Below are 24,805 nucleotides of genomic sequence, written 5' to 3' on the forward strand. Positions count from 1 at the left end.
CGGAATGTCCGAATTGCCATGCACTTCGTGAGCAAACTCACACCCTGATCACGGCTCCCCGCCCCGGGCCGCCGGGAATCGACTGTCTAGCCTGACGCTTTACAAGGACGGCAGAACCGACAACCCGCGCCCGCGTGAGGATCTTCCCGAACCTCCGGGCGCCCGTGCACAGGACAGGGTCAAGTAAACAGTGAAGACGACGACGATGTTCCACAAGATCGCCAACCCGCGGCGCACGACGCTCGCGCACCTCGACGGTGCCGACGAACTGCAGAAGCCGGTGCAGCAGGAGCACCCCGTCGAACTTCCGGCCCAGACGGCCAACCCCAGGCGCACCGTCCTCATGGAGATCCCGGTCGCGGGCGGCGCCGCGAACTGACACCGGTTCGTACGCGCGGCGCCCGGGAAACGCTCACCGCGCGCCGAGCACCCACGAGGGGCGCCCCGCCGCGGGGCGCCCCTCGTCGGTGCGCCGGGGCCGGACCCCTGCGCGTTAGCCTGGAGCGTCAGACTCCAGCCGCTTCAGTCAAGGGGACCAGCATCCCGTGCGCATCGCCAGATTCTCCATCGACGGGAACGTCGCCTTCGGCGCGGTCGAGGGCGAGAAGCAGGACGAGCTCGTCCTGGACATCATCAAGGGCATCCCGTTCGCGGACTTCGAGCTCTCCGGCACCAAGGTCCCGGTGAGCAAGGTCAGGCTGCTGCCCCCGGTGCTCCCCAACAAGGTGGTGGCCTTCGGGCGCAACTACGCGGACCACGCGAAGGAGATGGGCAATGAGGTGCCCGACGCCCCCTTCGCCTTCTTCAAGCCCGCCACCTCGGTCATCGGCCCCGGCGACGAGATCCAGTACCCCTCCTTCTCCCAGGAGGTGCACCACGAGGCCGAGCTCGCCGTGGTCATCGGCCGGCTCTGCCGCGAGGTCCCGCGCGAGCGCGTCAAGGACGTCATCTTCGGCTACACCTGCGCCAACGACGTCACCGCGCGCGACGTCCAGAAGCGCGAGAAGCAGTGGGCGCGGGCCAAGGGCTTCGACACCTCCTGCCCGCTCGGCCCCTGGGTGGAGACGGACCTCGACATCGCCGCCGCGCACGACCTGACGATCCAGCTCACGGTCAACGGAGGCCAGCGCCAGCTCGGCCGCACCAGCGAGATGATCCACTCCATCGAGGACCTGATCGTCAACATCTCCGAGGCCATGACCCTGCTCCCGGGCGACGTCGTCCTCACGGGCACCCCGGCCGGGGTCGGCCCCCTGCACGTCGGCGACGAGGTCGCCGTCACCATCGAAGGCATCGGCACTCTCACCAACAAGGTTGTCAAGCGTGGCTAGCGCATCCGGCTCCTCAGTACGCGTCCGTTTCTGTCCGTCGCCCACCGGTAACCCGCACGTGGGCCTGGTCCGCACCGCCCTGTTCAACTGGGCGTTCGCCAAGCGCCACGGCGGCACCCTGGTCTTCCGCATCGAGGACACCGACGCGGCCCGCGACTCCGAGGAGTCGTACGACCAGCTGCTGGACGCCATGCGCTGGCTGGGCTTCGACTGGGACGAGGGCCCCGAGACCGGCGGCCCGCACGCGCCGTACCGCCAGTCGCAGCGCATGGACGTCTACCGGGACGTCGCGCGCAAGCTGCTCGACGGCGGCCACGCCTACCACTGCTACTGCTCCCAGGAGGAGCTGGACACCCGCCGCGAGGCCGCCCGCGCCGCCGGCAAGCCGTCCGGCTACGACGGCCACTGCCGCGAGCTCACGCCCGCGCAGGTCGAGCAGTACCAGGCCCAGGGCCGCGAGCCGATCGTCCGCTTCCGGATGCCCGACGAGCCGATCACCTTCACCGACCTGGTCCGCGGAGAGATCACCTACCTGCCGGAGAACGTGCCGGACTACGGCATCGTGCGCGCCAACGGCGCCCCGCTGTACACGCTGGTCAACCCGGTCGACGACGCCCTGATGGAGATCACCCACGTGCTGCGCGGCGAGGACCTGCTGTCCTCCACCCCGCGCCAGATCGCGCTGTACAAGGCGCTGATCGAGCTGGGCGTCGCCAAGGAGATCCCCGCCTTCGGCCACCTGCCGTACGTGATGGGCGAGGGCAACAAGAAGCTCTCCAAGCGCGACCCGCAGTCCTCGCTCAACCTCTACCGCGAGCGCGGCTTCCTGCCCGAGGGCCTGCTCAACTACCTGTCGCTGCTCGGCTGGTCGCTCTCCGCCGACCAGGACGTCTTCACGATCGACGAGATGGTCGCCGCCTTCGACGTCACCGACGTCAACCCCAACCCGGCGCGCTTCGACCTCAAGAAGTGCGAGGCGATCAACGCCGACCACATCCGCATGCTCGACGTGAAGGACTTCGCGGAGCGCTGCCGCCCCTGGCTGCGCGCCCCGCACGCCCCCTGGGCGCCGGAGGCCTTCGACGAGGCCAAGTGGCAGGCCGTCGCCCCGCACGCGCAGACCCGCCTCAAGGTCCTCTCCGAGATCACCGACAACGTCGACTTCCTGTTCCTGCCGGAGCCGGTCTTCGACGAGGCGTCCTGGAACAAGGCGATGAAGGAGGGCTCCGACGCCCTGCTGCGCACCGCCCGGGAGAACCTGGAGGCCGCCGACTGGACCTCCGCCGAGTCGCTGAAGGAGGCCGTCCTGGCCGCCGGCGAGGCCCACGGCCTCAAGCTCGGCAAGGCCCAGGCCCCGGTCCGCGTCGCGGTCACCGGCCGCACCGTCGGCCTGCCGCTCTTCGAGTCCCTCGAGGTCCTGGGCAAGGAGAAGTCCCTGGCCCGCATCGACGCGGCCCTGGCGAGGCTCGCCGGCTGACCTCACCCGCCGTGCAGGGGCGGCTCCCGGACACGTCCGGGGGCCGCCCCTCGGCGTTCCCCGGTGCCCCCGCGCGGGGCCCGGTACCGTCGGTGGCATGGACATCCGCGCCGTGGTCTGGGACATCGACGACACGCTGTTCGACTACACCACCGCCGACCGGGAGGGCATGCGCGCCCACCTGGCCGCCGAGGGGCTGCTCGCCGGGTACGGCTCCGTGGCGGAGGCGCTGGCGCGCTGGCGGGAGATCACCGACCTGCAGTGGGCGCGGTTCGCCGCCGGCGAGGTGGACTTCGAGACCCAGCGCCGCGACCGCACCCGGGTCTTCCTGGGCCGCGAGCTGACCGACGCGGAGGCGGACGCCTGGTTCGACCGCTACCTGGTCCACTACGAGTCCGCCTGGAGCCTGTTCCCGGACGTGCTGCCCGTGCTGGACGCCCTCGCCGGCAGCCACCGGCACGCCGTGCTCTCCAACTCCAGCCTGCACGTGCAGGACCGCAAGCTGCGCGTGCTGGGGGTGCACGACCGCTTCGAGGCGATCCTGTGCGCCGCCGAGCTGGGCGTGTCCAAGCCGGACCCCGACGCCTTCCTGGCCGCCTGCCAGGCCCTCGCGCTGCCCCCGGAGCAGGTCGCGTACGTCGGGGACCACCCGGAGATCGACGGCCGGGGCGCCGCCGAGGCCGGGCTGCTCTCGGTGTGGATCGACCGCGCCGACGCCCACGCGACCCTGGAACCGCCGACCGGTCCACGCCGCATCGCGTCCCTCGCCGAACTGCCCTCCCTGCTGCGCGGCGATACTCGTTTTGGAGCCCCGACCTCCTTCGGGTAATGTTCTTCCTGCGCCGCGGGGAGCGGGCCGGAAGGCCGGAGCCCCGAAGCGCAGAACTAGAACGAGATCCCCTCCGGGGCTTGCGTTCCAGTGGCCTATGGTGTAATTGGCAGCACGACTGATTCTGGTTCAGTTAGTCTTGGTTCGAGTCCAGGTAGGCCAGCTCGCAGAGCTCATCTGCACCCGCGGATCACATCCGCAAGCCCCCGTTGTGTAGCGGCCTAGCACGCTGCCCTCTCAAGGCAGTAGCGCCGGTTCGAATCCGGTCGGGGGTACAGATCCTTCCCGCGAGGACAGTCAGGGTAGCTCCCGCTGACCACGCGGTGACAACACCCGGCTGCCTCCGGGTGAGGATCGCTAGGGCCCCCGTTGTGTAGCGGCCTAGCACGCCGCCCTCTCAAGGCGGTAGCGCCGGTTCGAATCCGGTCGGGGGTACTGACTGGTCTAAACCATCATTGGTCTATGGTGTAATTGGCAGCACGACTGATTCTGGTTCAGTTAGTCTTGGTTCGAGTCCAGGTAGACCAGCAGGATCTGCGGAAACGCGTGATCCACGCCCCCGTTGTGTAGCGGCCTAGCACGCCGCCCTCTCAAGGCGGTAGCGCCGGTTCGAATCCGGTCGGGGGTACACCGGCGAAAGCCCTCCACCTCGGTGGAGGGCTTTCGTGCTGTCGGTCACTCGATGCCGTACCGCCGCGCCGACTCCTCCTCCTGCGCCAGCCGGTGCAGGGCGCGCAGCACCGGCTCGAACAGCACCGCCGACGCCACGGCCACCTCCACCTGCTCCTTGAGCGTGTCGTACGTCTCCATGTGGTCGAGCTGCCGGGACGCCACCTGGTGCATCAGCCGGGCGTACGGCGCCATCAGCTCGGCGTCCCACGCGTAACCGAGCCGCCGCAGTGTGGCCACCGCCACCACCAGCGAACGGTGCACGGGGGAGAGGGGGGCCATCTCCCGCGAGGTCTCCCAGCCCAGCGACTCCAGCAGCCGGTCCACCTCCGCGCGGGCCGCCACCACGTCCGGGTCCTCCTCGTCCGGCTCCGGATCCTGCGGCAGCGCCCACAGGGCCGCGCCGAGGCGGATCGTGCGGCCGAGGGACTCGTCGTCGACGTGGCTCAGCACCTCACGGGCCCTGGCCACCGGGACGCCTCCCACCTGGATCAGCGCGCGCACCAACCGCAGCCGGCGCAGGTGCTCCTCGTCGTACTCCGCCGTGGTCGCGTTGACGCGGCGGCCGGGCGGCAGCAGGCCTTCCCGCAGGTAGTACTTGATCGTCGCGGTGGACACACCGCTGCGTTCGCTCAGTTCAGCCAGCCGCACCTCTTGCGCCTTTCATGGGATAGTAGGACTATCCAAGAGTCCCCCGGGGGGACTCGTCCAGCCCACCCTATGGATCCGGAGTGGGGCACGCGGCGCAGGTTCGCGGCCGCCGAGCGCACCACCGCGGCGGCGGAGGGCGGCGCCGTCCTGCTGACGGGCATGCGGATCAACCGCTTCCGGGCGGTGCACCACTGGCTGCCCGTGCTGGTCTCCCTGCCGCGCATGCCGCGCGAACTCGGCAGGCGCCCCGGGAGCGGACTGCTCGGGCACCTCCTCCTCACGGCCTCGCCGCGGACGTACTGCGTCGTCCGGCACGGGGAGTCCAGGGAGAAGCTCCACGCCTGCGCGCACGCCCCGGGCACGGTCCACCACGGCGCGTGGACGTCCCTCGACCGCAGGGAGCGGGAGGGCGAGGCATACGTGGTGCCGCAGGGCAGCCACGAGACGGTCCGCGCCGACATGCCGGCGTTCGGACACGCGGCCTCGTACGGGCGGACGCCGCTGGAGAAGCGCGGCCGGCGCGCCGGGGACCGGTTCGCGTACCGGCCGGAGAGGCCGGCGGCGGACGTGACGAAGAAGACCGCGCCGTCGGCGGTGGCCGACGGCGCGTGAGACGGGGAAGGGCCCGCCGCGGCGTTGGGGCGGACCCGTCCCCCGTGGACGTGGTCGTGGACGGGGGCGCTCAGGAGCGGCGGAGCGCCTCGGAGAGGCGGGCGGCGGCGTCGATGACGGCCTGGGCGTGCATCCGGCCCGGGTGCCGGGTCAGGCGCTCGATGGGGCCGGAGACCGAGACGGCGGCCACCACGCGGTTCGACGGGCCCCGCACCGGGGCCGAGACGGACGCCACACCGGGCTCGCGCTCGCCGATCGACTGCGCCCAGCCGCGGCGCCGCACGCCGGAGAGGGCCGTCGCCGTGAACCGGGCGCCCTGCAGGCCGCGGTGCAGTCGCTCGGGCTCCTCCCAGGCCATGAGGATCTGCGCCGACGAGCCCGCTTTCATGGTGAGCGTGGAGCCCACCGGTACCGTGTCCCGCAGTCCGGACAGACGCTCCGCCGCGGCGACGCAGATGCGCATGTCGCCCTGGCGGCGGTAGAGCTGGGCGCTCTCGCCCGTCACGTCGCGCAGGTGGGTCAGCACCGGGCCCGCGGTGGCGAGCAGCCGGTCCTCGCCCGCGGCCGCGGCCAGTTCGGCCAGGCGCGGGCCGAGGATGAACCGCCCCTGCATGTCACGCGCCACCATGCGGTGGTGCTCCAGCGCCACGGCCAGGCGGTGGGCCGTGGGTCGTGCCAGTCCGGTGGCACCGACCAGTCCCGCGAGGGTGGCCGGGCCGGACTCCAGAGCGCTCAGGACGAGTGCTGCCTTGTCCAGAACGCCGACGCCGCTACTGTTGTCCATGCAACGATACTTGCGTCTCACTCTGTGAAACGCAAGTTCAATTTTCCGTGGAACCCGCCACTCTTGAAGCACGAAGCAACGCGGCCCGTGGATCACCGGGCCTGACGGCGGACGCCCGGTGTCAGGGGCGCGGGCGCCGTCTCACAGATCTCTAGTTGGGCCGGAGAGCGACGTGCCGGCCGGAGGGAAAGCGATGGGTAGGACACTCGCGGAGAAGGTCTGGGACGACCACGTCGTCCGGCGCGCCGAGGGCGAGCCCGACCTCCTCTTCATCGATCTGCACCTGCTGCACGAGGTGACCAGCCCCCAGGCCTTCGACGGCCTCCGCAAGAGCGGCCGCCGGGTGCGCCGTCTCGACCTCACCATCGCGACCGAGGACCACAACACCCCCACCCTCGACATCGACAAGCCCATCGCCGACCCGGTCTCCCGGGTCCAGCTGGAGACGCTGCGCGAGAACTGCGCGGAGTTCGGCGTCCGGCTGCACCCGCTGGGCGACGTCGAGCAGGGCGTGGTGCACGTCGTCGGCCCGCAGCTGGGCCTGACCCAGCCCGGCATGACGGTGGTGTGCGGCGACTCGCACACCTCCACCCACGGCGCCTTCGGCGGACTCGCCTTCGGCATCGGCACCTCCCAGGTGGAGCACGTCCTGGCGACCCAGACGCTGCCGATGACCCGCCCCAGGACCATGGCCATCACGGTCAACGGCGAGCTGCCCGAGGGCGTCACGGCCAAGGACCTGATCCTGGCGATCATCGCGAGGATCGGCACGGGCGGCGGCCAGGGCTACGTCCTGGAGTACCGCGGCGAGGCCATCGAGAAGCTCTCGATGGAGGCCCGGATGACCATCTGCAACATGTCGATCGAGGCCGGCGCCCGCGCGGGCATGATCGCCCCCGACGAGACGACCTTCGCGTACCTCGAGGGCCGTCCGCACGCCCCGAAGGGCGAGGACTGGGACGCGGCCGTCGCCTACTGGAAGACGCTGAGGTCCGACGACGACGCCGAGTTCGACGCCGAGGTCGTCATCGAGGCCTCCGAGCTGTCGCCGTTCGTCACCTGGGGCACCAACCCGGGCCAGGGCGTCCCGCTCTCGGCGTCCGTCCCCGACCCGGCTTCGTACGAGGACGCCTCGGAGCGGCTCGCCGCCGAAAAGGCCCTGGAGTACATGGGGTTGGAGGCCGGACAGCCGCTGCGCTCCATCGAGGTGGACACCGTCTTCGTAGGTTCCTGCACCAACGGCCGCATCGAGGACCTGCGCGCCGCCGCGGACGTCCTCCAGGGCCGCAAAGTCGCCGACGGCGTACGGATGCTGGTCGTCCCCGGTTCCGCGCGGGTGGGTCTGCAGGCCGTCTCCGAGGGCCTCGACGTGATCTTCAAGGAGGCCGGCGCCGAGTGGCGGCACGCGGGCTGCTCGATGTGCCTGGGCATGAACCCCGACCAGCTCGCCCCCGGTGAGCGCTCCGCCTCCACCTCCAACCGCAACTTCGAGGGCCGGCAGGGCAAGGGCGGCCGGACGCACCTGGTGTCCCCGCAGGTCGCCGCGGCCACCGCGGTCCTCGGCCACCTGGCCTCCCCGGCCGACCTCGCCGCCGCCGACGACCGCACGCCCGCTGGAGTCTGATCAGTCATGGAAGCATTCACCACCCACACCGGCCGGGCCGTCCCGCTGCGCCGCAGCAACGTCGACACCGACCAGATCATCCCCGCCCACTGGCTCAAGAAGGTCACGCGGGACGGGTTCGAGGACGGGCTGTTCGAGGCCTGGCGCAAGGACCCCGAGTTCGTGCTCAACCGCCCCGAGCGGCAGGGCGCGACGGTTCTGGTGGCCGGCCCCGACTTCGGCACCGGCTCCTCCCGCGAGCACGCCGTCTGGGCGCTGCAGAACTACGGCTTCAAGGCCGTGATCTCCGCCCGCTTCGCCGACATCTTCCGCGGCAACTCGCTGAAGAACGGCCTGCTGACGGTCGTCCTCGACCAGAAGACCGTCGACCGGCTGTGGGAGCTCACCGAGGCCGACCCCACCGCCGAGATCACCGTCGACCTCGAGGCCCGCGAGGTGCGCGCCGAGGGCGTCACCGCCTCCTTCGAACTGGACGAGAACTCCCGCTGGCGGCTGCTGAACGGCCTCGACGACATCTCCCTCACGCTGCGGAACGAGGCGGACATCGCCGCGTACGAGGCGAAGCGCCCGTCGTTCAAGCCGCGGACGCTCACGGCCTGACCCCCTCGCGCGGTCGAAGTCCTCGGCAGAGGTCGACTTTCGGCCACCGCGACATCCCGCCCGTACCCCCGATCGGACCGATCGGGGGTACGGGCGTCTTCGTACCCGTTCGGCTCCGCGTGCCCTCTTGAGAGCCGCCAACTTGCCACGTTAAGAAGGTGGTTGCCGGGGTACACGTGTCACGTGCCCGTGAGCTCCAGGTGTGTGCGGACGGCCGTCCGGCGCGGCAGTTGCCCCCTGCGCAGGCGACAACTCGCCCCAGATGGCACAATCTGTGCATGGAACACGACGGCCAACTCCAGCTCTATACGGCGGTCGCGGTCCGGCTCAAGGAAGCGCACGCGAGGGTGCGCGCACTGCAAGTCCCGGAGGGCGTACGGATGGCGCTGACCCGGAAGCTGTTGGTCATTACGGCCGCGGCCAAGCACGATCTCGCCGGTGCGGCAAGGCGTCTGGAGCGGTTCATGACGGACCTCGACGCGGGGCGAATCCCCGAAGAGGAACGCTGAGCCAGTCGAGACGGCCGAGTTCGTTGCGGCACAAGGGTGATTAGCCCGTTTCGTGTTTGATTTGCGGTATATATCTGCCTAACGTGCGAAAAAGCTTGAAAACATTCGTTCTGGCGATGTCTCCGAAGGGGAAGACGTGAACAAGGCGCAGCTCGTAGAAGCGATTGCCGACAAGGTGGGCGGCCGCCAGCAGGCCGCCGACGCCGTCGACCACGTACTGGACGCCATCGTCCGCGCGGTCGTCGCGGGGGAGCGGGTCTCGGTCACCGGCTTCGGTTCGTTCGAGAAGGTCGACCGCCCGGCCCGCTACGCCCGCAACCCTCAGACGGGCGAGCGGGTTCGGGTCAAGAAGACCTCCGTCCCGCGCTTCCGTGCCGGTCAGGGCTTCAAGGACCTGGTCAGCGGCTCGAAGAAGCTGCCGCGCGGCGGTGAGGTCGCTGTGAAGAAGGCCCCCAAGGGCAGCCTCAGCGGCGGCGCTTCGGCGACGGTGAAGAAGGCCGCGGCGAAGAAGAGCACCGCCAAGAAGGCCACCGCCAAGAAGACCGCCGCGAAGAAGACCACCGCCGCCAAGAAGGCTCCCGCCAAGACGACGGCGACCAAGACCACGGCGAAGAAGGCCCCCGCCACGTCGACGGCCGCGGCCAAGAGCACCGCCGCGAAGAAGACCGCGGCGCAGAAGGCCCCGGCGAAGAAGGCGACGGCCAAGAAGGCCCCCGCCAAGAAGTCGACCGCGCGCAAGACCACCGCCAAGAAGACCACCGCCCGCAAGAAGTAACGGACGCCCGGTCCCCCCTTCGGGCAAGCGGTACTCACGCGTCGGGCCGGACTCCCCCGGGAGTCCGGCCCGCGGTGTGTCCGAGGCCGCTCACGCGCGCGGTCAGCACGGTCAGCGCGGTCAGAAGGTCTGCAGCGTCACCAGCGTGATCCGCAGGGACGCGCCCTCGCCCTCCGTCTCCAGCCGCACCCGCTGCCCGGGACGCAGCAGCAGCAGGCCGCCCGCGTCGAACGCCGCGGCGTCGAAGGGGACCGGGGTGCCGTCGTCAAGCAGCACCTGACCGCTGCGGCTGTCGGGGTCGTAGGTGTACGCGGTGGCCTGCATGTGCGGCAGCCTACTGCCGTCCGGCGGGCAGCCGCGCGGCGGCCGCGGCCGTGCGGGGACCGACGCCCAGCGCCAGCGCAGCCCGCAGGTCGCCGCCCGTGTCCACGTCCTGCCGCACGGAGTCCACCGCGTCGAGCGTCAGCTCCACCGCGCCGGACGCCCGGTGCAGGGCGCGGGAACCGACGCCGAAGTGCGGACGCAGTTCACGGCCCCGGCTCGCGGCGAGCAGCGTCGTGCCGAGCCCCGCGGAATCCGCGAGAAAGGACCGGGGGAATTCCGCCGCCGCGTCCAGGACCCGGGCCAGTTCCGCCGGGCGCAGCGCCGGCAGGTCCGCGTTCAGGGCCGCCACCGAGGCCGCGCGACGGGCGGCGCCCACCACCGCCGCGGCGTGGGTGAGCGCGGCGTTGAGCCCGGCCCGCGGCAGGTCGGGCACGGTCCCGGCGCCCAGTGCGGCCAGCTCCCGGGCGGCCAGCGCGTCGTCGGTGACGACCACCACATCCCGCACCGCCGGGCAGCCGAGCGCGGCCGCCACCGTGTCCTGGGCGAACGCGAGCGCCAGACCCGGCCGCAGACCGTCGTCCGCGGTGTCCGCGAGCCTGCTCTTGGCCTGCGGCAGGGGCTTCAGGGGTACCACCAAGGTCCACTGCACGAGTGTTGCGTCCCTCTCTTGTCACGGTCATTGTCACCCGGGGCGGCCGACGGCCGGGGGACCGGGCGTACGGTGTTCTCGACAGACCGGCGGCCCGGGGCGACACTTGTGCGGCCCGCCCGGCCTGAGGGGGCCGGGACCTGGGCCTGTCGTCCGTAAGAGGAAGGTGTACTCGTGCCGCGCCGCAGAATCGGCTTCTGGTACCGCTTCGCCGCGGTGCTCTGCAAACCGCCGCTGGTGATACTGCTCAAGCGGGACTGGCGCGGAATGGAGAACATTCCGGCCGAGGGTGGATTCATCACCGCGGTGAACCACAATTCGCACATCGATCCTCTGGCCTACGCGCACTTCCAGTACAACACCGGCCGTGTTCCGCGATTCCTCGCGAAGAGCGGGCTTTTCAGCAAGGGATTCGTCGGCGCCGCGATGCGCGGCACCGGACAGATCCCCGTGTACCGCGAGAGCACGGACGCGCTGAGCGCCTTCCGCGCCGCGATCGACGCCGTCGAGCGCGGCGAGTGCGTCGCCTTCTATCCCGAGGGCACCCTCACCCGGGACCCGGACGGCTGGCCGATGACCGGCAAGACCGGCGCCGCGCGCGTCGCCCTGCAGACCAAGTGCCCGGTGATCCCGGTCGCCCAGTGGGGCGCCAACGAACTGCTGCCGCCGTACGCCAAGAAGCCGCGGCTGTTCCCGCGCAAGACCAGCAGGGTGCTGGCCGGCCCCCCGGTCGACCTCGCGCGCTTCTACGACCGGGAGATGACCCCGGAGCTGCTCAAGGAGGCGACCGAGACGATCATGGCGGCCGTCACCCGTCAGCTCGAGGTGCTGCGCGGCGAGAAGGCCCCCGAGACGCCCTACGACCCGCGCGAGGAGCGGATGGAACAGCGCCGCAGGACACACGCGCAGCGGCGGCGGGACCGGGACGCGCGGCAGGACGGCACACGGGGCGAGCGGGCCGCCGTGCGGGAAGTACGCGAAGAGGGGCTGAGCACGTGAGCAAGTCGGTCAAGGCGGCCGTCTTCGGCACCGGATCGTGGGGGACGGCCTTCGGCATGGTCCTCGCCGACGCGGGCTGCGACGTCGTGCTGTGGGGACGGCGACCCGAACTCGCCGAGGCGGTCAATTCCACCCGCACCAACCCCGACTACCTGCCCGGGGTGGAACTCCCCGAGAACGTGCGGGCCACCTCGGACGCCGCCGAGGCCGCGCGCGGCGCCGACTTCACCGTCCTCGCGGTGCCCTCGCAGACGCTCCGCGGCAACCTCGCCCAGTGGACCGACCTGCTCGCGCCCCGCACGGTGCTGGTCTCCCTGATGAAGGGCGTCGAACTCGGCTCCGCGATGCGGATGAGCGAGGTCATCGACGACGTCGCCAAGGTCGGCCGCGAGCGGATCGCCGTGGTGACCGGCCCCAACCTGGCCCGGGAGATCGCCGCCCGGATGCCGGCCGCCGCCGTGGTCGCCTGCACCGACGAAGAGGTCGCCCGGCGGCTCCAGACCGCCTGCCACACCCCGTACTTCCGGCCGTACACCAACACCGACGTCATCGGCTGCGAACTGGGCGGCGCGGTGAAGAACGTCATCGGTCTGGCCGTCGGCATCGCGGACGGCATGGGCCTCGGCGACAACACCAAGGGCTCGCTCATCACCCGCGGCCTCGCCGAGACCACCCGGCTCGGCGTCGCGCTCGGCGCGGACCCGCTGACCTTCTCCGGACTCGCGGGCCTGGGCGACCTGGTGGCCACCTGCTCCTCGCCGCTGTCCCGCAACCACACCTTCGGCACCAACCTCGGCAAGGGGCTGACCCTGCAGGAGACCATCGCGGTCACCAAGCAGACCGCCGAGGGCGTCAAGTCCTGCGAGTCGGTGCTGGACCTGGCCCGCCGGCACGGCGTCGACATGCCGCTCACCGAGACGGTCGTGGAGATCGTGCACGAGGGCAAGCCCCCTCAGGTGGCTCTCAAGGACCTGATGTCGCGCAGCGCGAAGCCCGAACGACGCTGAGCGACGGCCCCCTCCGTTCGGCCCACGCACGGCGTTGCGGGCGCTGTGTCCCGGCTCCGGCAGCGGGTACGCTCGTCGCGATATGAGCACCGAGAACCTCCCCCAGAGCCCCGACTCGCCGTCGCGCAAGCCGCGTGTGGCCGTCGTGTTCGGCGGGCGCAGCTCCGAGCACGGGATCTCCGTGGTCACCGCCGGCGCCGTCCTCAAGGCCATCGACCGGACCAGGTACGACGTCCTGCCGATCGGCATCACCCAGGACGGCCGGTGGGCGCTCACCGCCGACGACCCGGAACGCATGGCGATCGCCGATCGCCGCACGCCCAGCGTCGACCAGCTGGCCGAGTCCACGGAGGGCGCGGTGGTGCTCCCCGTCGACCCCGCCGACCGCGAAGTCGTGTACAGCGAGCCGGGATCGGTGCCCAAGGCGCTCGGTGAGGTCGACGTGGTCTTCCCGGTGCTGCACGGCCCCTACGGGGAGGACGGCACCCTCCAGGGCCTGCTCGAACTCTCCGGCGTCCCCTACGTGGGCTCCGGTGTGCTGTCCTCGGCCGTCGGCCAGGACAAGGAGTACATGAAGCGGGTGTTCACCTCCTTCGGGCTCACGGTCGGCCCGTACCTGGTGATCCGGCCGCGCGAGTGGGAGCGGGACGAGGCGGCGGCCCGCAGGCGGATCGTGGACTTCGCCGGCGACCACGGCTGGCCGCTGTTCGTGAAACCCGCCCGTGCCGGCTCGTCCATCGGCATCACCAAGGTCGACGACCTCTCCGGCCTGGACGAGGCCGTCGCCGAGGCCCGGCGCCACGACCCGAAGATCCTCGTCGAGGCGGCGCTGCGCGGCCGTGAGATCGAGTGCGGCGTGCTGGAGTTCGCGGACGGGCCGCGCGCCTCGCTGCCGGCCGAGATCCCGCCGCCGGACGCGCACGCGTACTACGACTTCGAGGCGAAGTACATCGACTCCACGCCGGGCATCGTGCCCGCGCCGCTGACCGACGAGGAGACGGCCGAGGTGCGCCGGCTCGCGGTCGAGGCGTTCGACGCGGCCTCCTGCGAGGGGCTGGTCCGGGCGGACTTCTTCCTCACCGAGGACGGCGAGTTCGTGATCAACGAGATCAACACCATGCCCGGCTTCACGCCCATCTCGATGTACCCGCAGATGTGGCAGGCGACCGGCGTGAGCTACCAGGAGCTCGTCGACCTGCTGATCCAGGCGGCGCTGCGCCGGTCCACCGGGCTGCGCTGAGCCGGTTCCGCACGCGGGTCAGGAGGCGATCCCCTCGGGGATCGCCTCCTTCACGGCCGGGGCCAGATCGATCAGCACGCCCGTGCTGTCCCGCCCGTCGGCCACCCTGACCTCGACGTACGCCTCGCGGTTGGCGGTGGTGAAGCGCTGGACGCCGTCCTCCTGCTTCTCCATCAGCCAGTCGACGCCGTTCACACCTCCGGGCACCGCGTCGGCGTCCTGGCCGTTGGCCACCTTGGGATCGGTCATCTTCGGCGGCCGCTCCACACCGCACCGCAGTATGATCGCCACGCCGCCCCAACCCGCGGTCAGTTCGGACGCGGGTTCGGGGTCGTCGCGGCTCTCACCGTCCACCGTCGCCGGCAGGACCTGGTCCAGGTCCTGACACAGCCCGGTGACCTTCGCGTCCGGGCTGGGGACCGCCGCGGACACGTTGTCGCCTGCCGAGGAGCAGCCCGCGACGGTGATCAGCACCGCGAGAGCGGAGCAAACGGCGTGCCGGTGGCGGAAGGAGTTCACCGGCACAGGGTAGACGGGGGCTACAGATGCACCACCGGGCAGGTCAGGGTGCGGGTGATGCCGTCCACCTGCTGGACCTTGGCGACCACCATGCGTCCCAGGTCGTCGACGGTGTCGGCCTGGGCGCGCACGATGACGTCGTACGGACCCGTCACGTCCTCGGCCTGGACGACTCCAGGGATCTTGCCGATCAGATCGGCGACGGTCGACGCCTTGCCGACCTCCGTCTGAATCAGGATGTACGCCTGTACCACGGAACCTCCAGGGCGGCCACGAGGATCATGTGGGGAAAAGGAACGCCACGGTATCGCGTCGCCGCTCGTCGCGGGGAGACCTGCGGGAACCGGGCCGTGCGCGCCGGGGTACGGACACGGCGGACGTTGACGGTCAGTTCGACCGTAGCGAGGACTCGGACGACCCGCGACCGGGCACGGACAGGGATAGAAGGGGCGAAAGGGAAATGAAGGGCACTGTTGGTGAGCTCGGGGAGTTCGGGCTCATCAGGGAGCTCACCTCCCGTCTCACCACCACCCCGGCGGTCCGGGTCGGCCCCGGCGACGACGCCGCCGTGGTCTCCGCGCCCGACCGGCGGGTCGTGGCCAGCACCGACGTCCTGGTGGAGGGCCGCCACTTCCGCCGCGACTGGTCCACGGCCTACGACGTCGGCCGCAAGGCCGCCGCCCAGAACCTCGCCGACATCGCCGCCATGGGCGCCGTGCCGACCGCCCTGCTGCTCGGCCTGGTCGTGCCCGCCGAACTGCCGGTGACCTGGCCCAGCGAACTCATGGACGGGCTGCGCGACGAGTGCCAGGTGGCCGGCGCGGCCGTCGTCGGCGGGGACGTCGTCCGCGGCGACACCATCACGGTGTCCATCACCGCGCTCGGCGACCTGCGCAACCAGGAGCCCGTCACCCGCGGAGGGGCGCAGCCCGGCGACATCGTCGCGGTGACCGGCTGGCTCGGCTGGTCCGCGGCCGGGCACGCGGTGCTCTCCCGCGGCTTCCGCTCCCCGCGCGCCTTCGTCGAGGCGCACCGGCGCCCCGAGCCGCCGTACCACGCGGGCCCGGCCGCCGCCGGTCTCGGCGCGACCGCCATGTGCGACGTCAGTGACGGCCTGATCGCCGACCTCGGGCACATCGCCGAGGCCAGCAAGGTCCGCATCGACGTCCGCTCCGGCGCGATCGACGTCCCCTCGCAGATGCACGACATCGGCCAGGCCGTCGGCGTCGACCCCATGCAGTGGGTGCTGACCGGGGGCGAGGACCACGCGATCGTGGCGACCTTCCCGCCGGACGTGAAGCTGCCCGCCCGCTGGAAGGTCATCGGCGAGGTGCTCCACCCGTCCGCGCTGCCGCAGGTGACGGTGGACGGGGCGCCCTGGACCAGCCAGGGCGGCTGGGACCACTTCGGGGACATCGAGTCATGAGCGCGCCGCCCCGGGTGCTCACGGTGGCCGGCTCCGACTCCGGCGGGGGAGCGGGCGTCCAGGCCGACCTGAAGACGATGCTGGCGCTCGGCGTGCACGGGATGAGCGTGCTCACCGCGGTGACCGCGCAGAACTCCCTGGGCGTGCAGGGCGCCTGGGAACTGCCGGTGGAGGCGGTGCGGGCCCAGTACCGCAGCGTGGTCGACGACATCGGCGTGCAGGCGGTCAAGACCGGCATGCTGTCCTCGGCCGGACTCGTGGAGACCGTCGCCGACCTGCTCGCCGGCACGGACGTGCCGACGGTCGTCGACCCGGTGGGCGTCTCCAAGCACGGCGACGCCCTGCTGGCGGCGTCGGCGCTGGACTCCGTCCGCACGAGGCTGCTGCCGGTGGCGACCGTGGTCACCCCGAACCTGGACGAGGTCACGCAGCTCACCGGCGTGCGGGTGACCTCCGAGCGGGACATGCGGCGGGCCGCCGCGGCCGTACTGGAGTTCGGCCCGCGCTGGGCGGTGATCAAGGGCGGCCACCTCTCCGCCGCCGCCTCGCCGGAGGCCGTCGACCTGCTGACGGACGGCACGGAGGAGCACTGGCTGCGCGCCCCCAGGTACGACAACCGCCACACCCACGGCACAGGCTGCACCCTGGCCTCCGCCATCGCCTCGGAACTCGCCAAGGGCCGTACGGTCCCGGAGGCGGTGACGGCGGCTAAGGCCTACGTCACCGGAGCCCTGGCCTCGGGTTTCGCCCTGGGCGGGGGCATCGGACCCGTGGACCATGGGTGGGAGCTGCGGGGCGGGGAAGAGGGGGCGCGTGGGGCGGGCGCCGGGTGAGGCGTCGGTTCGGTCGCCGGAGCGGGATGTGCGGGGTGCCGGGTTGAGGCGTCGGTTCGGTCGCGGAGCGGGACGTGCGGGGTGCCGGGTTGAGGCGTCGGCCGGGTCGCCGGAGCCGGATGTGCGGGGCGCTCGGTGAGGCGTCGGCTCGGGCTCCGGTGCGGAGCGGCGGGCGTGGGACGCCCGGGCCGTCACCCCGCCGCGCGCAGCAAAAAGCCGGTCCACCCCGAGGTGGACCGGCCCGTTGCGGCGATACCGGCTGTGGCCGCGCGCTCAGCGATTGCGTCAGCGCGAGACCTTGCCGGCCTTGATGCACGAGGTGCAGGCGTTCACGCGCTTCGGCGTCCCGCCGACCACGGTACGCACACGCTGGATGTTCGGGTTCCAGCGGCGGGACGTACGGCGGTGCGAGTGCGAGATGTTGTTGCCGAAGCCCGGCCCCTTGCCGCAGACGTCGCAGTTGGCAGCCACGGGTCACTCCAAAGACTTCAGATGCACTTACGGTTGATCCCGGCAGGCCGGGATCCAGATCCAGAGCTCAAAGAACCCGCGGATCTGAGTGGCGTTGCCAGGGGAGACGCCCGATCGGATCGGGCAACCGGAGCAGCATACAACGGCTGCACCCGTAGGACGAAACTAGCATGCGGGCTCACGGGCCCGCCCGGGCCCTCCTCCGGCGGGCGGGGGGCCCACCGTCTACGCTGCGTGCCACGTCCAGCAGCTCGAGGAGGCGCAGGTGCCGCAGGTGCCGCAGACGTTCGATGCTCTCGCGGTGCGTGCCTGGTGCGGTCTGGCGCTCGACGCGCTCGGACGGGCCCGGGAGGAGATCGACGCCATCAACGTCTATCCCGTGGCGGACGGTGACACCGGCACCAATCTCTATCTGACGCTGGAGTCGGCGGCCACGGCCGTGGAGGCGGTGTTCGCCGGGCACGAGGCCGGTGGCGGAGGCGCTCCCGCCCCCGCCCTGGCCGACGCGGTACGGGCGATGGCGCACGGCGCGCTGATCGGCGCGCGCGGGAACTCCGGGACGATCCTCGCCCAGCTGCTGCGCGGCATGGCCCAGGTGCTGGCCGGTGAGGACGCCCCGGCGCACGCCGGCGGGCGGGACCTCGGTCTCGCCCTGCGGCACGCGGCCGACTCCGCCCGGCAGGCGGTGGCGCGCCCGGTCGAGGGCACGGTCCTCACCGTCGCCTCGGCCGCCGCCGACGCGGCGGGCGGGGCGGCCGACGGCGACTGCGGCGCGGTGGCCCGCGCCGCCTACGAGGGCGCCCGCGCGGCGCTCGCCGAGACCCCGGACCGGCTGGACGTCCTGCGGCGGGCGGGCGTGGTCGACGCGGGCGGACGCGGCCTGGTGGCCGTGCTGGGGGCGCTCGTGGAGACGCTCACGGGGACCGCGCCCCGCGGCGCCGCGGGGCGCGGTCCGGGACCGTACGCGCGCGTGGAGCCCGCCGAGGCGGCGCACCGGGACCCCGCCCCCTGCGCGGACGCCGCCGTATCGGAGCCGGGGGGCCCCGCCTTCGAGGTGATCTACCTGCTGGAGGCCGAGGACGCGGCCGTCGCGCGGCTGCGGAAGCGGCTCGACGCCCTCGGCGACTCCCTCGTCGTGGTCGGCGGCGACGGCCTGTGGAACGTCCACGTGCACGTCGACGACGCCGGCGCCGCCGTGGAGGCGGGCGTCGAGGCCGGACGGCCGTACCGCATCCGGATCACCCACTTCGGCGCCGGGGACGCGCACGTCCCGGGGGCCGGGCGGATGCCCGCCGAGCGCGTCCAGCGGGCCGTGGTGGCGGTGGTGCCCGGCGAGGGCCTGGCGGGCCTCTACACGGAGGCCGGGGCCACGGCCGTCCTCGCCCGGCCCGGCGAACCGCCCGCCAGCGGCGAGCTCGTCCAGGCCGTACGGCGCGCGCACGCGCGCGAGGTGGTGCTGCTGCCCAACGACGCCGAGCTGCGCCACACCGCCGCCGCGGCCGCCGAGCAGGTACGGGCGGAGGGCGTCCGGGTGGCGCTCATCCCCACCCGGTCCGCGGTGCAGGGCATCGCGGCGCTGGCGGTGCACGAGCCGGAGCGCCGCTTCGACGAGGACGTGGTGGCGATGACATCCGCGGCCGGCGCGACCCGCTACGCCGAGGTCACCGTCGCCGAGCGGCAGTCCTGGACCATGGCCGGCATCTGCCAGGCCGGCGACGTCCTCGGCCTGGTCGACGGCGACGTGGTGGTCATCGGCCAGGACCTCACCGCCACCGCCCTGGCCGTCCTGGACCGCATGCTCGCGGCCGGCGGGGAACTGGTCACCCTGGTCCTCGGCGACGGCGCCCCGGAGTCCGTCGCCGAACGCCTCGAGGCCCGGGTCCGCGAGGGCTACCTGGCCGTCGACACGGTCGTCCACCACGGCGGCCGGCAGGGCTCCGTCCTGCTCATCGGCGTCGAGTGACGCGAACGCCCCGGCCCGGCGCGGACCGGCCGGGCGGCCCGCCGTACCCGCTCTGTCAGTGGAGTGGTGTCCAATGGACCCCGTGCCCGCACTGGACGAACCACTGAAGAAAGTGCTCGGCCCCGCCACCGCGAAGGTGATGGCCGAGCACCTCGGCCTGCACACCGTCGGCGACCTGCTGCACCACTACCCGCGCCGGTACGAGGAGCGCGGCCAGCTCACCCACCTCGCCGACCTGCCGATGGACGAGCACGTCACCGTGGTCGCGCAGGTCGCCGACGCCCGGCTGCACACCTTCGCCTCCAGCCGCGCCCCGCGCGGCAAGGGCCAGCGGCTCGAGGTGACGATCACCGACGGCAGCGGCCGGCTGCAACTGGTCTTCTTCGGCGCCGGTGTCCACAAGCCGCACAAGGAACTCCTGCCGGGCACCCGCGCGATGTTCGCCGGCAAGGTCTCCGTCTTCAACCGCCGCCTCCAACTCGCCCACCCGGCCTACGAGTTGCTGCGCGGGGACGCCGAGGAGACGGTGGAGACCTGGGCGGGCGCGCTGATCCCCATCTACCCGGCCACCGCCAAGCTGGAGTCCTGGAAGGTCGCCAAGGCGCTGCAGACCGTGCTGCCCAGCGCCCAGGAGGCCGCCGACCCGCTCCCCGAGCCGCTCCGCGAGGGCCGCGGTCTGGTCCCGCTGCCCGAGGCGCTGCTGAAGATCCACCGTCCGCACACCAAGGCCGACATCGAGGAGGCCCGCGCCCGCCTCAAGTGGGACGAGGCGTTCGTCCTCCAGGTCGCCCTCGCCCGCCGCCGGCACGCCGACGCGCAGCTCCCGGCCGTGCCCCGCCGCCCGAGGCCCGACGGCATCCTCGCCGCCTTCGACGACCGTCTCCCCTTCACCCTCACCGAGGGCCAGCGCAAGGTCTCGCAGGAGATCTTCGCCGACCTCGCCACCGACCACCCCATGCACCGCCTGCTCCAGGGCGAGGTCGGCTCCGGCAAGACCCTGGTCGCCCTGCGCGCCATGCTCGCCGTCGTCGACGCGGGCGGCCAGGCGGCGATGCTCGCGCCCACCGAGGTGCTCGCCCAGCAGCACCACCGCTCGGTCACCGAGATGATGGGGGAACTGGCCAGTTGGGGGCTGTGGCGCGAAGCGCCTCCTCAGGGGGGCGGTGGCGGGCGCCGGGAGGGAGGCATGCTCGGCGGCGCGGACGACGCCACCAAGGTGGTGCTGCTCACCGGCTCCATGGGCGCCGCCGCGCGCCGTCAGGCCCTGCTCGACCTGGCCACCGGCGAGGCCGGCATCGTCATCGGCACGCACGCGCTGATCGAGGACAAGGTCCAGTTCCACGACCTCGGCCTGGTGGTCGTCGACGAGCAGCACCGCTTCGGTGTCGAGCAGCGCGACGCCCTGCGCGGCAAGGGAAAGCAGCCGCCGCACCTGCTCGTCATGACCGCCACCCCCATCCCGCGCACGGTGGCCATGACCGTCTTCGGCGACCTGGAGACCTCCGTCCTGGACCAGCTCCCGGCCGGGCGCTCGCCCATCGCCAGCCATGTCGTCCCGGCCGCCGACAAGCCGCACTTCCTCGCCCGCGCCTGGGAGCGGGTGCGCGAGGAGGTGGAGAAGGGCCACCAGGCGTACGTGGTCTGCCCGCGCATCGGCGACGAGGAGGACGGCGCCAAGGCGAAGAAGAAATCCGCCGAGGACGAGGCGGAGAAGCGGCCCCCGCTCGCCGTCCTCGACACCGCGGAGCAGCTCGCGCGGGGCCCGCTCGCCGGACTGCGCGTGGAGGTCCTGCACGGCAGGATGCAGCCCGACGACAAGGACGCCGTGATGCGCCGGTTCGCCGCCGGCGAGGCCGACGTCCTGGTGGCCACCACCGTCATCGAGGTCGGCGTCAACGTGCCGAACGCCACCGTGATGGTGATCATGGACGCCGACCGCTTCGGCGTCTCCCAGCTGCACCAGCTCCGCGGCCGGGTGGGTCGCGGCTCGGCCCCCGGCCTGTGCCTGCTGGTCACCGAGATGCCCGAGGCGAGCGCCGCCCGCCAGCGGCTGAACGCCGTCGCGTCCACCCTGGACGGCTTCGAGCTCTCCCGCATCGACCTCGAACAGCGCCGCGAGGGCGACGTGCTCGGCCAGGCCCAGTCCGGCACCCGGTCCAGCCTGCGCATGCTCGCCGTCATCGACGACGAGGAGGTCATCGCCGAGGCCCGCGAGGAGGCCGCCCGGGTCGTCGCCGCCGACCCGGACCTGGAGCGCCTGCCCGCCCTGCGCACGGCGCTGGACGCCCTGCTGGACGAGGAGCGGGAGCAGTACCTGGAGAAGGGCTGACAGACTGGGACCGGGCCACCGGCCCCCACGGACCGGCCCGTACGAACGGACCCGCACGAACCGACCCGCACCCACCGACAAGGACCGAGGACATGACCCGCGTGATCGCCGGCGCGGCCGGCGGACGCCGCCTGGCCGTCCCGCCGGGGCAGGGCACCCGCCCCACCTCCGACCGGGCGCGCGAAGGCCTCTTCTCCACCTGGCAGTCGCTGCTCGGCGGCCCCCTCGACGGCGAACGCGTCCTCGACCTGTACGCCGGCTCCGGCGCCGTCGGCCTGGAGGCGCTGTCCCGCGGCGCCGGACACGTCCTGCTGGTCGAGGCCGACGCCCGCGCCGCGCGCACCGTCCGGGAGAACGTGAAGTCGCTCGGACTCCCCGGCGCCGAGGTGAGATCCGGCAAAGCGGAACAGATCGTCCGCGCCGGACCCCCGGAGCAGCCGTACGACGTGGTCTTCCTCGACCCGCCCTACGCCGTCTCCGACGACGATCTCCGGGAGATCCTGCTCACACTCCGTTCCCAGGGGTGGCTCGCCGGCGACGCCGTCGTCACCGTGGAGCGCAGCACCAGAGGCGGAGAATTCGTCTTCCCGCCGGGTTTCGAGGCGATCCGGGCCCGTCGTTACGGCGAGGGAACGTTTTGGTACGGTCGCGCCGCCTCTACGTGCGAAGACGCACGATGACCGGACCGGAGAGCGAGGGATCACCAGTGCGCCGCGCCGTATGTCCCGGGTCGTTCGACCCGATCACCAACGGACACCTCGACATCATCGCCCGGGCCTCCCGGCTGTACGACGAGGTCTACGTCGCGGTGATGATCAACCAGTCCAAGAAGGGCCTGTTCGAGATCGAGGAGCGGATCGACCTGATCCGCCGCGTCACCGCCGAGTACGGCAACGTCCGGGTCGAGGCCTTCCACGGCCTCCTCGTCGACTTCTGCAAGCAGCGCGACATCCCCGCCATCGTCAAGGGCCTGCGCGCGGTCAGCGACTTCGACTACGAGCTGCAGATGGCCCAGATGAACAACGGCCTCTCGGGCGTGGAGACCCTCTTCGTCCCCACCAACCCCACCTACAGCTTCCTGTCCTCCTCACTCGTCAAGGAGGTCGCGGCCTGGGGCGGGGACGTCTCCCACCTAGTGCCCGCCGAGGTCCTGACGGCGCTCACCGAACGCCTGCGCAAGGACTGAACCGGCCCCGGCGGAGGGGGCGTCCGGTGTCCACCGCACGCCCCAGGGCCGTACAGTCGTCCCGTCCGTCTCCAACACAGCTGTAGAGAGTGGCGAGCACACGGTGGACGTGCAGAAGAAGCTGGACGAGATCGTCGCCGCGGTCTCCAGTGCCCGGTCGATGCCCATGTCGGCGTCGTGCGTGGTCAACCGCGCCGAACTGCTCGCCATGCTCGACGAGGTGCGCGCGGCGCTGCCCGACTCCCTCGCCCAGGCGCAGGAGCTGATCGGCGGCCGGGAGCAGATGGTCGAACAGGCCCGCCAGGAGGCCGAGCGGATCATCTCCGAGGCGCACGCCCGGCGCGGCTCGCTGGTCGCCGAGACCGAGATCGCCCGGCGCTCCCAGGCCGAGGCCGACCGGATCCTCGCCGAGGCCCGCCAGGAGGCCGAGGAGATCCGCGCGGAGGCCGACGACTACGTCGACTCCAAGCTCGCCAACTTCGAGGTCGTCCTCACCAAGACCCTCGGCTCCGTCGGCCGCGGCCGCGAGAAGCTGCTCGGCACCGGCCCCGGCCTCGACGAGCAGGGCTACGAGGACGAGGACGCCCCCGAGCGCAGCCCCGACCCGGAGACCCTGCGCCGCAACGCCGACGCCTACGTCGACGTCAAGCTCGGCGCCTTCGAGGCGGTGCTCGCCAAGACGCTGGAGGCGGTCGGCCGCGGGCGGCAGAAGCTGCACGGCCGCATCGCCAGCGACGACCTGGGCGCACTGGCCGACGACACCAGCACCGTCCAGCACTCCAGCGACGCCGACTACCTCGCCGACCTGGCCTCCCTCGCCGAGCAGGACGCCCGGGGCCGCAGGACCGAGCAGCAGCCCTCACAGCAGCCGCCGCAGCCGTACGCCCCGCCGGAGCCCGCCTATCCCCCCGCCTCCGGCTACGTCCCGGCGGGAGGCGCCCCCGCCGAGCAGCAGGCCGACCCGTACGGCGGCTACCAGCAGCAGTACGACGGCGTCCAGGACCCGTACGCCCAGACCGCCGTCGGCTACGGCCAGGCCGACCCGTACGCGGCCTACCAGGGCTACGACGGCGCCCCGCAGGCGTACGACCCGGGCCAGGCCGCCCAGCAGGTGCCGCAGCAGGGCCGGCAGGGGTACGCGCTGGACGAGACGAGCCTGTTCGACACCAGCATGATCACGCCCGAACAGCTCGAGGCGTACCAGCGCGAGCGGGGTCTCTAGGGGCGGATTGGGCCGTGAGCGAAAGGTCCAGTATCCTGGCTCTTCGGTCGCGCGTATGACCGCGATCCACGCTGCCCGGGAACGCACCGTACGGCAGCGACACCCTCTGAGCTCGAAGATCGAAAGCAGGAATGGCTCTGAACGCCCGCCTCGACCACCGCAACCCCCTCGTGTTCGACACGCACGAGCTGGGGCGGCGGCCTGGTGCGCTGCAGCGCCTGACCCGTACGGTCGACGCCCCCAAGGACCTCGGTATCAAGGGAGTCGTCGGAGTGCCGGAAGGCGCCCCGGTGGAGCTCGAACTCCGGCTCGAGTCGGTCATGGAAGGTGTGCTCGTCACAGGCACCGCCCGTGCCGGGGCCGAGGGGGAGTGCGTAAGGTGTCTGGAGCCGCTCGAGCTGGAGCTCGAAGCGGACTTCCAGGAGATGTTCTCGTACCCTGACGCCGACGACCGGGGCCGCGTGACCGCGGAACCGGGCGACGACGCCGAGGACGACGAGGACAGGCTCTTCCTCGAGGACGGCCTGTTCGACCTCGAGCCGGTGCTGCGCGACGCGGTGGTGCTCGCACTGCCGATGCAGCCGGTGTGCCAGGAAGACTGCCCGGGTCTGTGCTCCGAGTGCGGAGCGCGGCTGGCGGACGACCCGGACCACCACCACGACGCCGTCGACATCCGTTGGGCGGCATTGCAGGGACTCGCCGACACCATGAAGGACGGCGAGAAGGACGAGATGAGCGGCTCCGAAACCGGTGCCGACGAGAAGCAGGAGAAGTAG

General features: G+C 72.1%; 27 protein-coding genes and 5 tRNA genes. 25 read left to right on the top strand and 7 right to left on the bottom strand.

The window, feature by feature from the left end; genetic code table 11:
- The first annotated feature begins 190 nt into the window (after window positions 1-190).
- The 9 genes from ACWH4W_RS13245 to ACWH4W_RS13285 all read left to right on the top strand — a co-directional run bounded on the left by ACWH4W_RS13245 (window position 191) and on the right by ACWH4W_RS13285 (window position 4,265).
- Complete coding sequence (locus ACWH4W_RS13245) at window positions 191-379, top strand: hypothetical protein (protein ID WP_473075937.1); 189 nt, start codon at window positions 191-193, stop codon at window positions 377-379.
- Between the two features lie 166 nt (window positions 380-545).
- The gene (locus ACWH4W_RS13250) at window positions 546-1,331 is read left to right on the top strand and encodes a fumarylacetoacetate hydrolase family protein (RefSeq protein WP_473075938.1); all 786 of its coding nucleotides are present in this window, start codon (window positions 546-548) and stop codon (window positions 1,329-1,331) included.
- Window positions 1,324-2,808, top strand: a complete 1,485-nt coding sequence (gene gltX / locus ACWH4W_RS13255; RefSeq protein WP_473075939.1) for a glutamate--tRNA ligase — start codon at window positions 1,324-1,326, stop codon at window positions 2,806-2,808. Before ACWH4W_RS13250 ends, gltX begins: the two co-directional genes overlap by 8 nt.
- A gap of 97 nt (window positions 2,809-2,905) precedes the next feature.
- Entirely contained in the window at window positions 2,906-3,637 is a 732-nt protein-coding gene (locus ACWH4W_RS13260; protein WP_473075940.1) for an HAD family hydrolase, read from the top strand.
- Window positions 3,638-3,728: 91 nt separating this feature from the next.
- Window positions 3,729-3,800, top strand: a tRNA-Gln gene (locus ACWH4W_RS13265).
- A 39-nt stretch (window positions 3,801-3,839) separates the two neighbouring features.
- Window positions 3,840-3,912, top strand: a tRNA-Glu gene (locus ACWH4W_RS13270).
- 87 nt (window positions 3,913-3,999) lie between these two features.
- Window positions 4,000-4,072: transfer RNA gene (locus ACWH4W_RS13275), tRNA-Glu, on the top strand.
- Between the two features lie 21 nt (window positions 4,073-4,093).
- Window positions 4,094-4,165: transfer RNA gene (locus ACWH4W_RS13280), tRNA-Gln, on the top strand.
- A 27-nt stretch (window positions 4,166-4,192) separates the two neighbouring features.
- A tRNA-Glu gene (locus tag ACWH4W_RS13285) sits at window positions 4,193-4,265 on the top strand.
- Between the two features lie 47 nt (window positions 4,266-4,312).
- Here ACWH4W_RS13285 and ACWH4W_RS13290 read toward each other — a convergent pair.
- Entirely contained in the window at window positions 4,313-4,957 is a 645-nt protein-coding gene (locus ACWH4W_RS13290; RefSeq protein ID WP_473075941.1) for a MerR family transcriptional regulator, read from the bottom strand.
- Window positions 4,958-5,026: 69 nt separating this feature from the next.
- Between ACWH4W_RS13290 and ACWH4W_RS13295 the strand changes: the two genes are divergently transcribed.
- Entirely contained in the window at window positions 5,027-5,569 is a 543-nt protein-coding gene (locus ACWH4W_RS13295) for a monooxygenase family protein (protein ID WP_473075942.1), read from the top strand.
- Between the two features lie 70 nt (window positions 5,570-5,639).
- Here the strand turns inward: ACWH4W_RS13295 and ndgR are convergent, their stop codons facing one another.
- Window positions 5,640-6,353, bottom strand: a complete 714-nt coding sequence (gene ndgR, locus ACWH4W_RS13300) for an IclR family transcriptional regulator NdgR (protein WP_006130487.1) — start codon at window positions 6,351-6,353, stop codon at window positions 5,640-5,642.
- Window positions 6,354-6,546: 193 nt separating this feature from the next.
- Here ndgR and leuC point away from each other — a divergent pair, with 193 nt between their 5' ends.
- The 4 genes from leuC (at window position 6,547) to ACWH4W_RS13320 (ending at window position 9,861) form a co-directional block, all read left to right on the top strand.
- Complete coding sequence (gene leuC, locus ACWH4W_RS13305; RefSeq protein ID WP_473075943.1) at window positions 6,547-7,977, top strand: 3-isopropylmalate dehydratase large subunit; 1,431 nt, start codon at window positions 6,547-6,549, stop codon at window positions 7,975-7,977.
- A gap of 6 nt (window positions 7,978-7,983) precedes the next feature.
- Complete coding sequence (gene leuD, locus ACWH4W_RS13310; protein ID WP_473075944.1) at window positions 7,984-8,577, top strand: 3-isopropylmalate dehydratase small subunit; 594 nt, start codon at window positions 7,984-7,986, stop codon at window positions 8,575-8,577.
- Window positions 8,578-8,855: 278 nt separating this feature from the next.
- Window positions 8,856-9,086, top strand: a complete 231-nt coding sequence (locus ACWH4W_RS13315; RefSeq protein WP_473075945.1) for an SCO5555 family protein — start codon at window positions 8,856-8,858, stop codon at window positions 9,084-9,086.
- 136 nt (window positions 9,087-9,222) lie between these two features.
- Window positions 9,223-9,861, top strand: coding sequence for an HU family DNA-binding protein (locus tag ACWH4W_RS13320; RefSeq protein WP_473075946.1), 639 nt, complete (start codon window positions 9,223-9,225; stop codon window positions 9,859-9,861).
- 120 nt (window positions 9,862-9,981) lie between these two features.
- On the opposite strand, the gene ACWH4W_RS13325 is transcribed toward ACWH4W_RS13320, so the two are convergent.
- The gene (locus tag ACWH4W_RS13325) at window positions 9,982-10,185 is read right to left on the bottom strand and encodes a hypothetical protein (RefSeq protein ID WP_473075947.1); all 204 of its coding nucleotides are present in this window, start codon (window positions 10,183-10,185) and stop codon (window positions 9,982-9,984) included.
- 10 nt (window positions 10,186-10,195) lie between these two features.
- On the bottom strand, window positions 10,196-10,834 hold the full coding sequence (cofC, locus tag ACWH4W_RS13330) for a 2-phospho-L-lactate guanylyltransferase (RefSeq protein WP_473075948.1): 639 nt from the start codon (window positions 10,832-10,834) through the stop codon (window positions 10,196-10,198).
- A 174-nt stretch (window positions 10,835-11,008) separates the two neighbouring features.
- Between cofC and ACWH4W_RS13335 the strand changes: the two genes are divergently transcribed.
- From ACWH4W_RS13335 to ACWH4W_RS13345, 3 genes are all read left to right on the top strand, one after another.
- Window positions 11,009-11,833 carry a lysophospholipid acyltransferase family protein gene (locus tag ACWH4W_RS13335; RefSeq protein WP_473075949.1) on the top strand — a complete coding sequence of 275 codons (825 nt, stop codon included), beginning with the start codon at window positions 11,009-11,011 and terminating at the stop codon, window positions 11,831-11,833.
- Window positions 11,830-12,840 carry an NAD(P)H-dependent glycerol-3-phosphate dehydrogenase gene (locus tag ACWH4W_RS13340; protein ID WP_473075950.1) on the top strand — a complete coding sequence of 337 codons (1,011 nt, stop codon included), beginning with the start codon at window positions 11,830-11,832 and terminating at the stop codon, window positions 12,838-12,840. The genes ACWH4W_RS13335 and ACWH4W_RS13340 overlap by 4 nt, the downstream gene beginning before the upstream one ends.
- 82 nt (window positions 12,841-12,922) lie before the next feature.
- On the top strand, window positions 12,923-14,080 hold the full coding sequence (locus ACWH4W_RS13345) for a D-alanine--D-alanine ligase family protein (protein ID WP_473075951.1): 1,158 nt from the start codon (window positions 12,923-12,925) through the stop codon (window positions 14,078-14,080).
- Window positions 14,081-14,098: 18 nt separating this feature from the next.
- Here ACWH4W_RS13345 and ACWH4W_RS13350 read toward each other — a convergent pair whose 3' ends face one another.
- Both ACWH4W_RS13350 and ACWH4W_RS13355 read right to left on the bottom strand, forming a co-directional pair.
- A complete protein-coding gene (locus ACWH4W_RS13350) occupies window positions 14,099-14,599 on the bottom strand; it encodes a DUF3515 domain-containing protein (protein WP_473075952.1) in 501 nt (166 codons plus the stop codon).
- Between the two features lie 20 nt (window positions 14,600-14,619).
- The gene (locus ACWH4W_RS13355; protein WP_004983019.1) at window positions 14,620-14,853 is read right to left on the bottom strand and encodes an Lrp/AsnC family transcriptional regulator; all 234 of its coding nucleotides are present in this window, start codon (window positions 14,851-14,853) and stop codon (window positions 14,620-14,622) included.
- Between the two features lie 206 nt (window positions 14,854-15,059).
- Here ACWH4W_RS13355 and ACWH4W_RS13360 point away from each other — a divergent pair, with 206 nt between their 5' ends.
- Entirely contained in the window at window positions 15,060-16,025 is a 966-nt protein-coding gene (locus ACWH4W_RS13360) for a thiamine-phosphate kinase (RefSeq protein WP_473075953.1), read from the top strand.
- Window positions 16,022-16,858, top strand: coding sequence for a bifunctional hydroxymethylpyrimidine kinase/phosphomethylpyrimidine kinase (gene thiD, locus ACWH4W_RS13365; protein WP_473075954.1), 837 nt, complete (start codon window positions 16,022-16,024; stop codon window positions 16,856-16,858). Before ACWH4W_RS13360 ends, thiD begins: the two co-directional genes overlap by 4 nt.
- Window positions 16,859-17,143: 285 nt before the next feature.
- On the opposite strand, the gene rpmB is transcribed toward thiD, so the two are convergent.
- Window positions 17,144-17,329 carry a 50S ribosomal protein L28 gene (gene rpmB / locus ACWH4W_RS13370; protein ID WP_003993230.1) on the bottom strand — a complete coding sequence of 62 codons (186 nt, stop codon included), beginning with the start codon at window positions 17,327-17,329 and terminating at the stop codon, window positions 17,144-17,146.
- Window positions 17,330-17,594: 265 nt separating this feature from the next.
- Here rpmB and ACWH4W_RS13375 point away from each other — a divergent pair, with 265 nt between their 5' ends.
- From ACWH4W_RS13375 to ACWH4W_RS13400, 6 genes are all read left to right on the top strand, one after another.
- Window positions 17,595-19,292, top strand: coding sequence for a DAK2 domain-containing protein (locus ACWH4W_RS13375; protein ID WP_473075955.1), 1,698 nt, complete (start codon window positions 17,595-17,597; stop codon window positions 19,290-19,292).
- Between the two features lie 73 nt (window positions 19,293-19,365).
- Complete coding sequence (gene recG / locus ACWH4W_RS13380) at window positions 19,366-21,621, top strand: ATP-dependent DNA helicase RecG (RefSeq protein ID WP_473075956.1); 2,256 nt, start codon at window positions 19,366-19,368, stop codon at window positions 21,619-21,621.
- A gap of 92 nt (window positions 21,622-21,713) precedes the next feature.
- Complete coding sequence (gene rsmD / locus ACWH4W_RS13385) at window positions 21,714-22,301, top strand: 16S rRNA (guanine(966)-N(2))-methyltransferase RsmD (RefSeq protein WP_473075957.1); 588 nt, start codon at window positions 21,714-21,716, stop codon at window positions 22,299-22,301.
- A 26-nt stretch (window positions 22,302-22,327) separates the two neighbouring features.
- The gene (gene coaD / locus ACWH4W_RS13390) at window positions 22,328-22,807 is read left to right on the top strand and encodes a pantetheine-phosphate adenylyltransferase (protein WP_106412255.1); all 480 of its coding nucleotides are present in this window, start codon (window positions 22,328-22,330) and stop codon (window positions 22,805-22,807) included.
- 103 nt (window positions 22,808-22,910) lie between these two features.
- A complete protein-coding gene (locus ACWH4W_RS13395; RefSeq protein ID WP_473075958.1) occupies window positions 22,911-24,029 on the top strand; it encodes a DivIVA domain-containing protein in 1,119 nt (372 codons plus the stop codon).
- 131 nt (window positions 24,030-24,160) lie between these two features.
- Window positions 24,161-24,805, top strand: coding sequence for a YceD family protein (locus ACWH4W_RS13400; protein WP_473075959.1), 645 nt, complete (start codon window positions 24,161-24,163; stop codon window positions 24,803-24,805).

This window comes from Streptomyces sp. DSM 120436 (assembly GCF_055778765.1).

Excerpts from the sequence above, each read along its gene's own strand:
- ACWH4W_RS13260 (WP_473075940.1), top strand. The coding sequence starts at position 2,906 with ATGGACATCCGCGCCGTGGTCTGGGACATCGACGACACGCTGTTCGAC.
- ACWH4W_RS13295 (WP_473075942.1), top strand. The coding sequence starts at position 5,027 with ATGGATCCGGAGTGGGGCACGCGGCGCAGGTTCGCGGCCGCCGAGCGC.
- ndgR (WP_006130487.1), bottom strand. The coding sequence starts at position 6,353 with ATGGACAACAGTAGCGGCGTCGGCGTTCTGGACAAGGCAGCACTCGTC.
- leuC (WP_473075943.1), top strand. The coding sequence starts at position 6,547 with ATGGGTAGGACACTCGCGGAGAAGGTCTGGGACGACCACGTCGTCCGG.
- leuD (WP_473075944.1), top strand. The coding sequence starts at position 7,984 with ATGGAAGCATTCACCACCCACACCGGCCGGGCCGTCCCGCTGCGCCGC.
- ACWH4W_RS13315 (WP_473075945.1), top strand. The coding sequence starts at position 8,856 with ATGGAACACGACGGCCAACTCCAGCTCTATACGGCGGTCGCGGTCCGG.
- ACWH4W_RS13325 (WP_473075947.1), bottom strand. The coding sequence starts at position 10,185 with ATGCAGGCCACCGCGTACACCTACGACCCCGACAGCCGCAGCGGTCAG.
- ACWH4W_RS13345 (WP_473075951.1), top strand. The coding sequence starts at position 12,923 with ATGAGCACCGAGAACCTCCCCCAGAGCCCCGACTCGCCGTCGCGCAAG.
- ACWH4W_RS13360 (WP_473075953.1), top strand. The coding sequence starts at position 15,060 with ATGAAGGGCACTGTTGGTGAGCTCGGGGAGTTCGGGCTCATCAGGGAG.
- thiD (WP_473075954.1), top strand. The coding sequence starts at position 16,022 with ATGAGCGCGCCGCCCCGGGTGCTCACGGTGGCCGGCTCCGACTCCGGC.
- recG (WP_473075956.1), top strand. The coding sequence starts at position 19,366 with ATGGACCCCGTGCCCGCACTGGACGAACCACTGAAGAAAGTGCTCGGC.
- rsmD (WP_473075957.1), top strand. The coding sequence starts at position 21,714 with ATGACCCGCGTGATCGCCGGCGCGGCCGGCGGACGCCGCCTGGCCGTC.
- ACWH4W_RS13400 (WP_473075959.1), top strand. The coding sequence starts at position 24,161 with ATGGCTCTGAACGCCCGCCTCGACCACCGCAACCCCCTCGTGTTCGAC.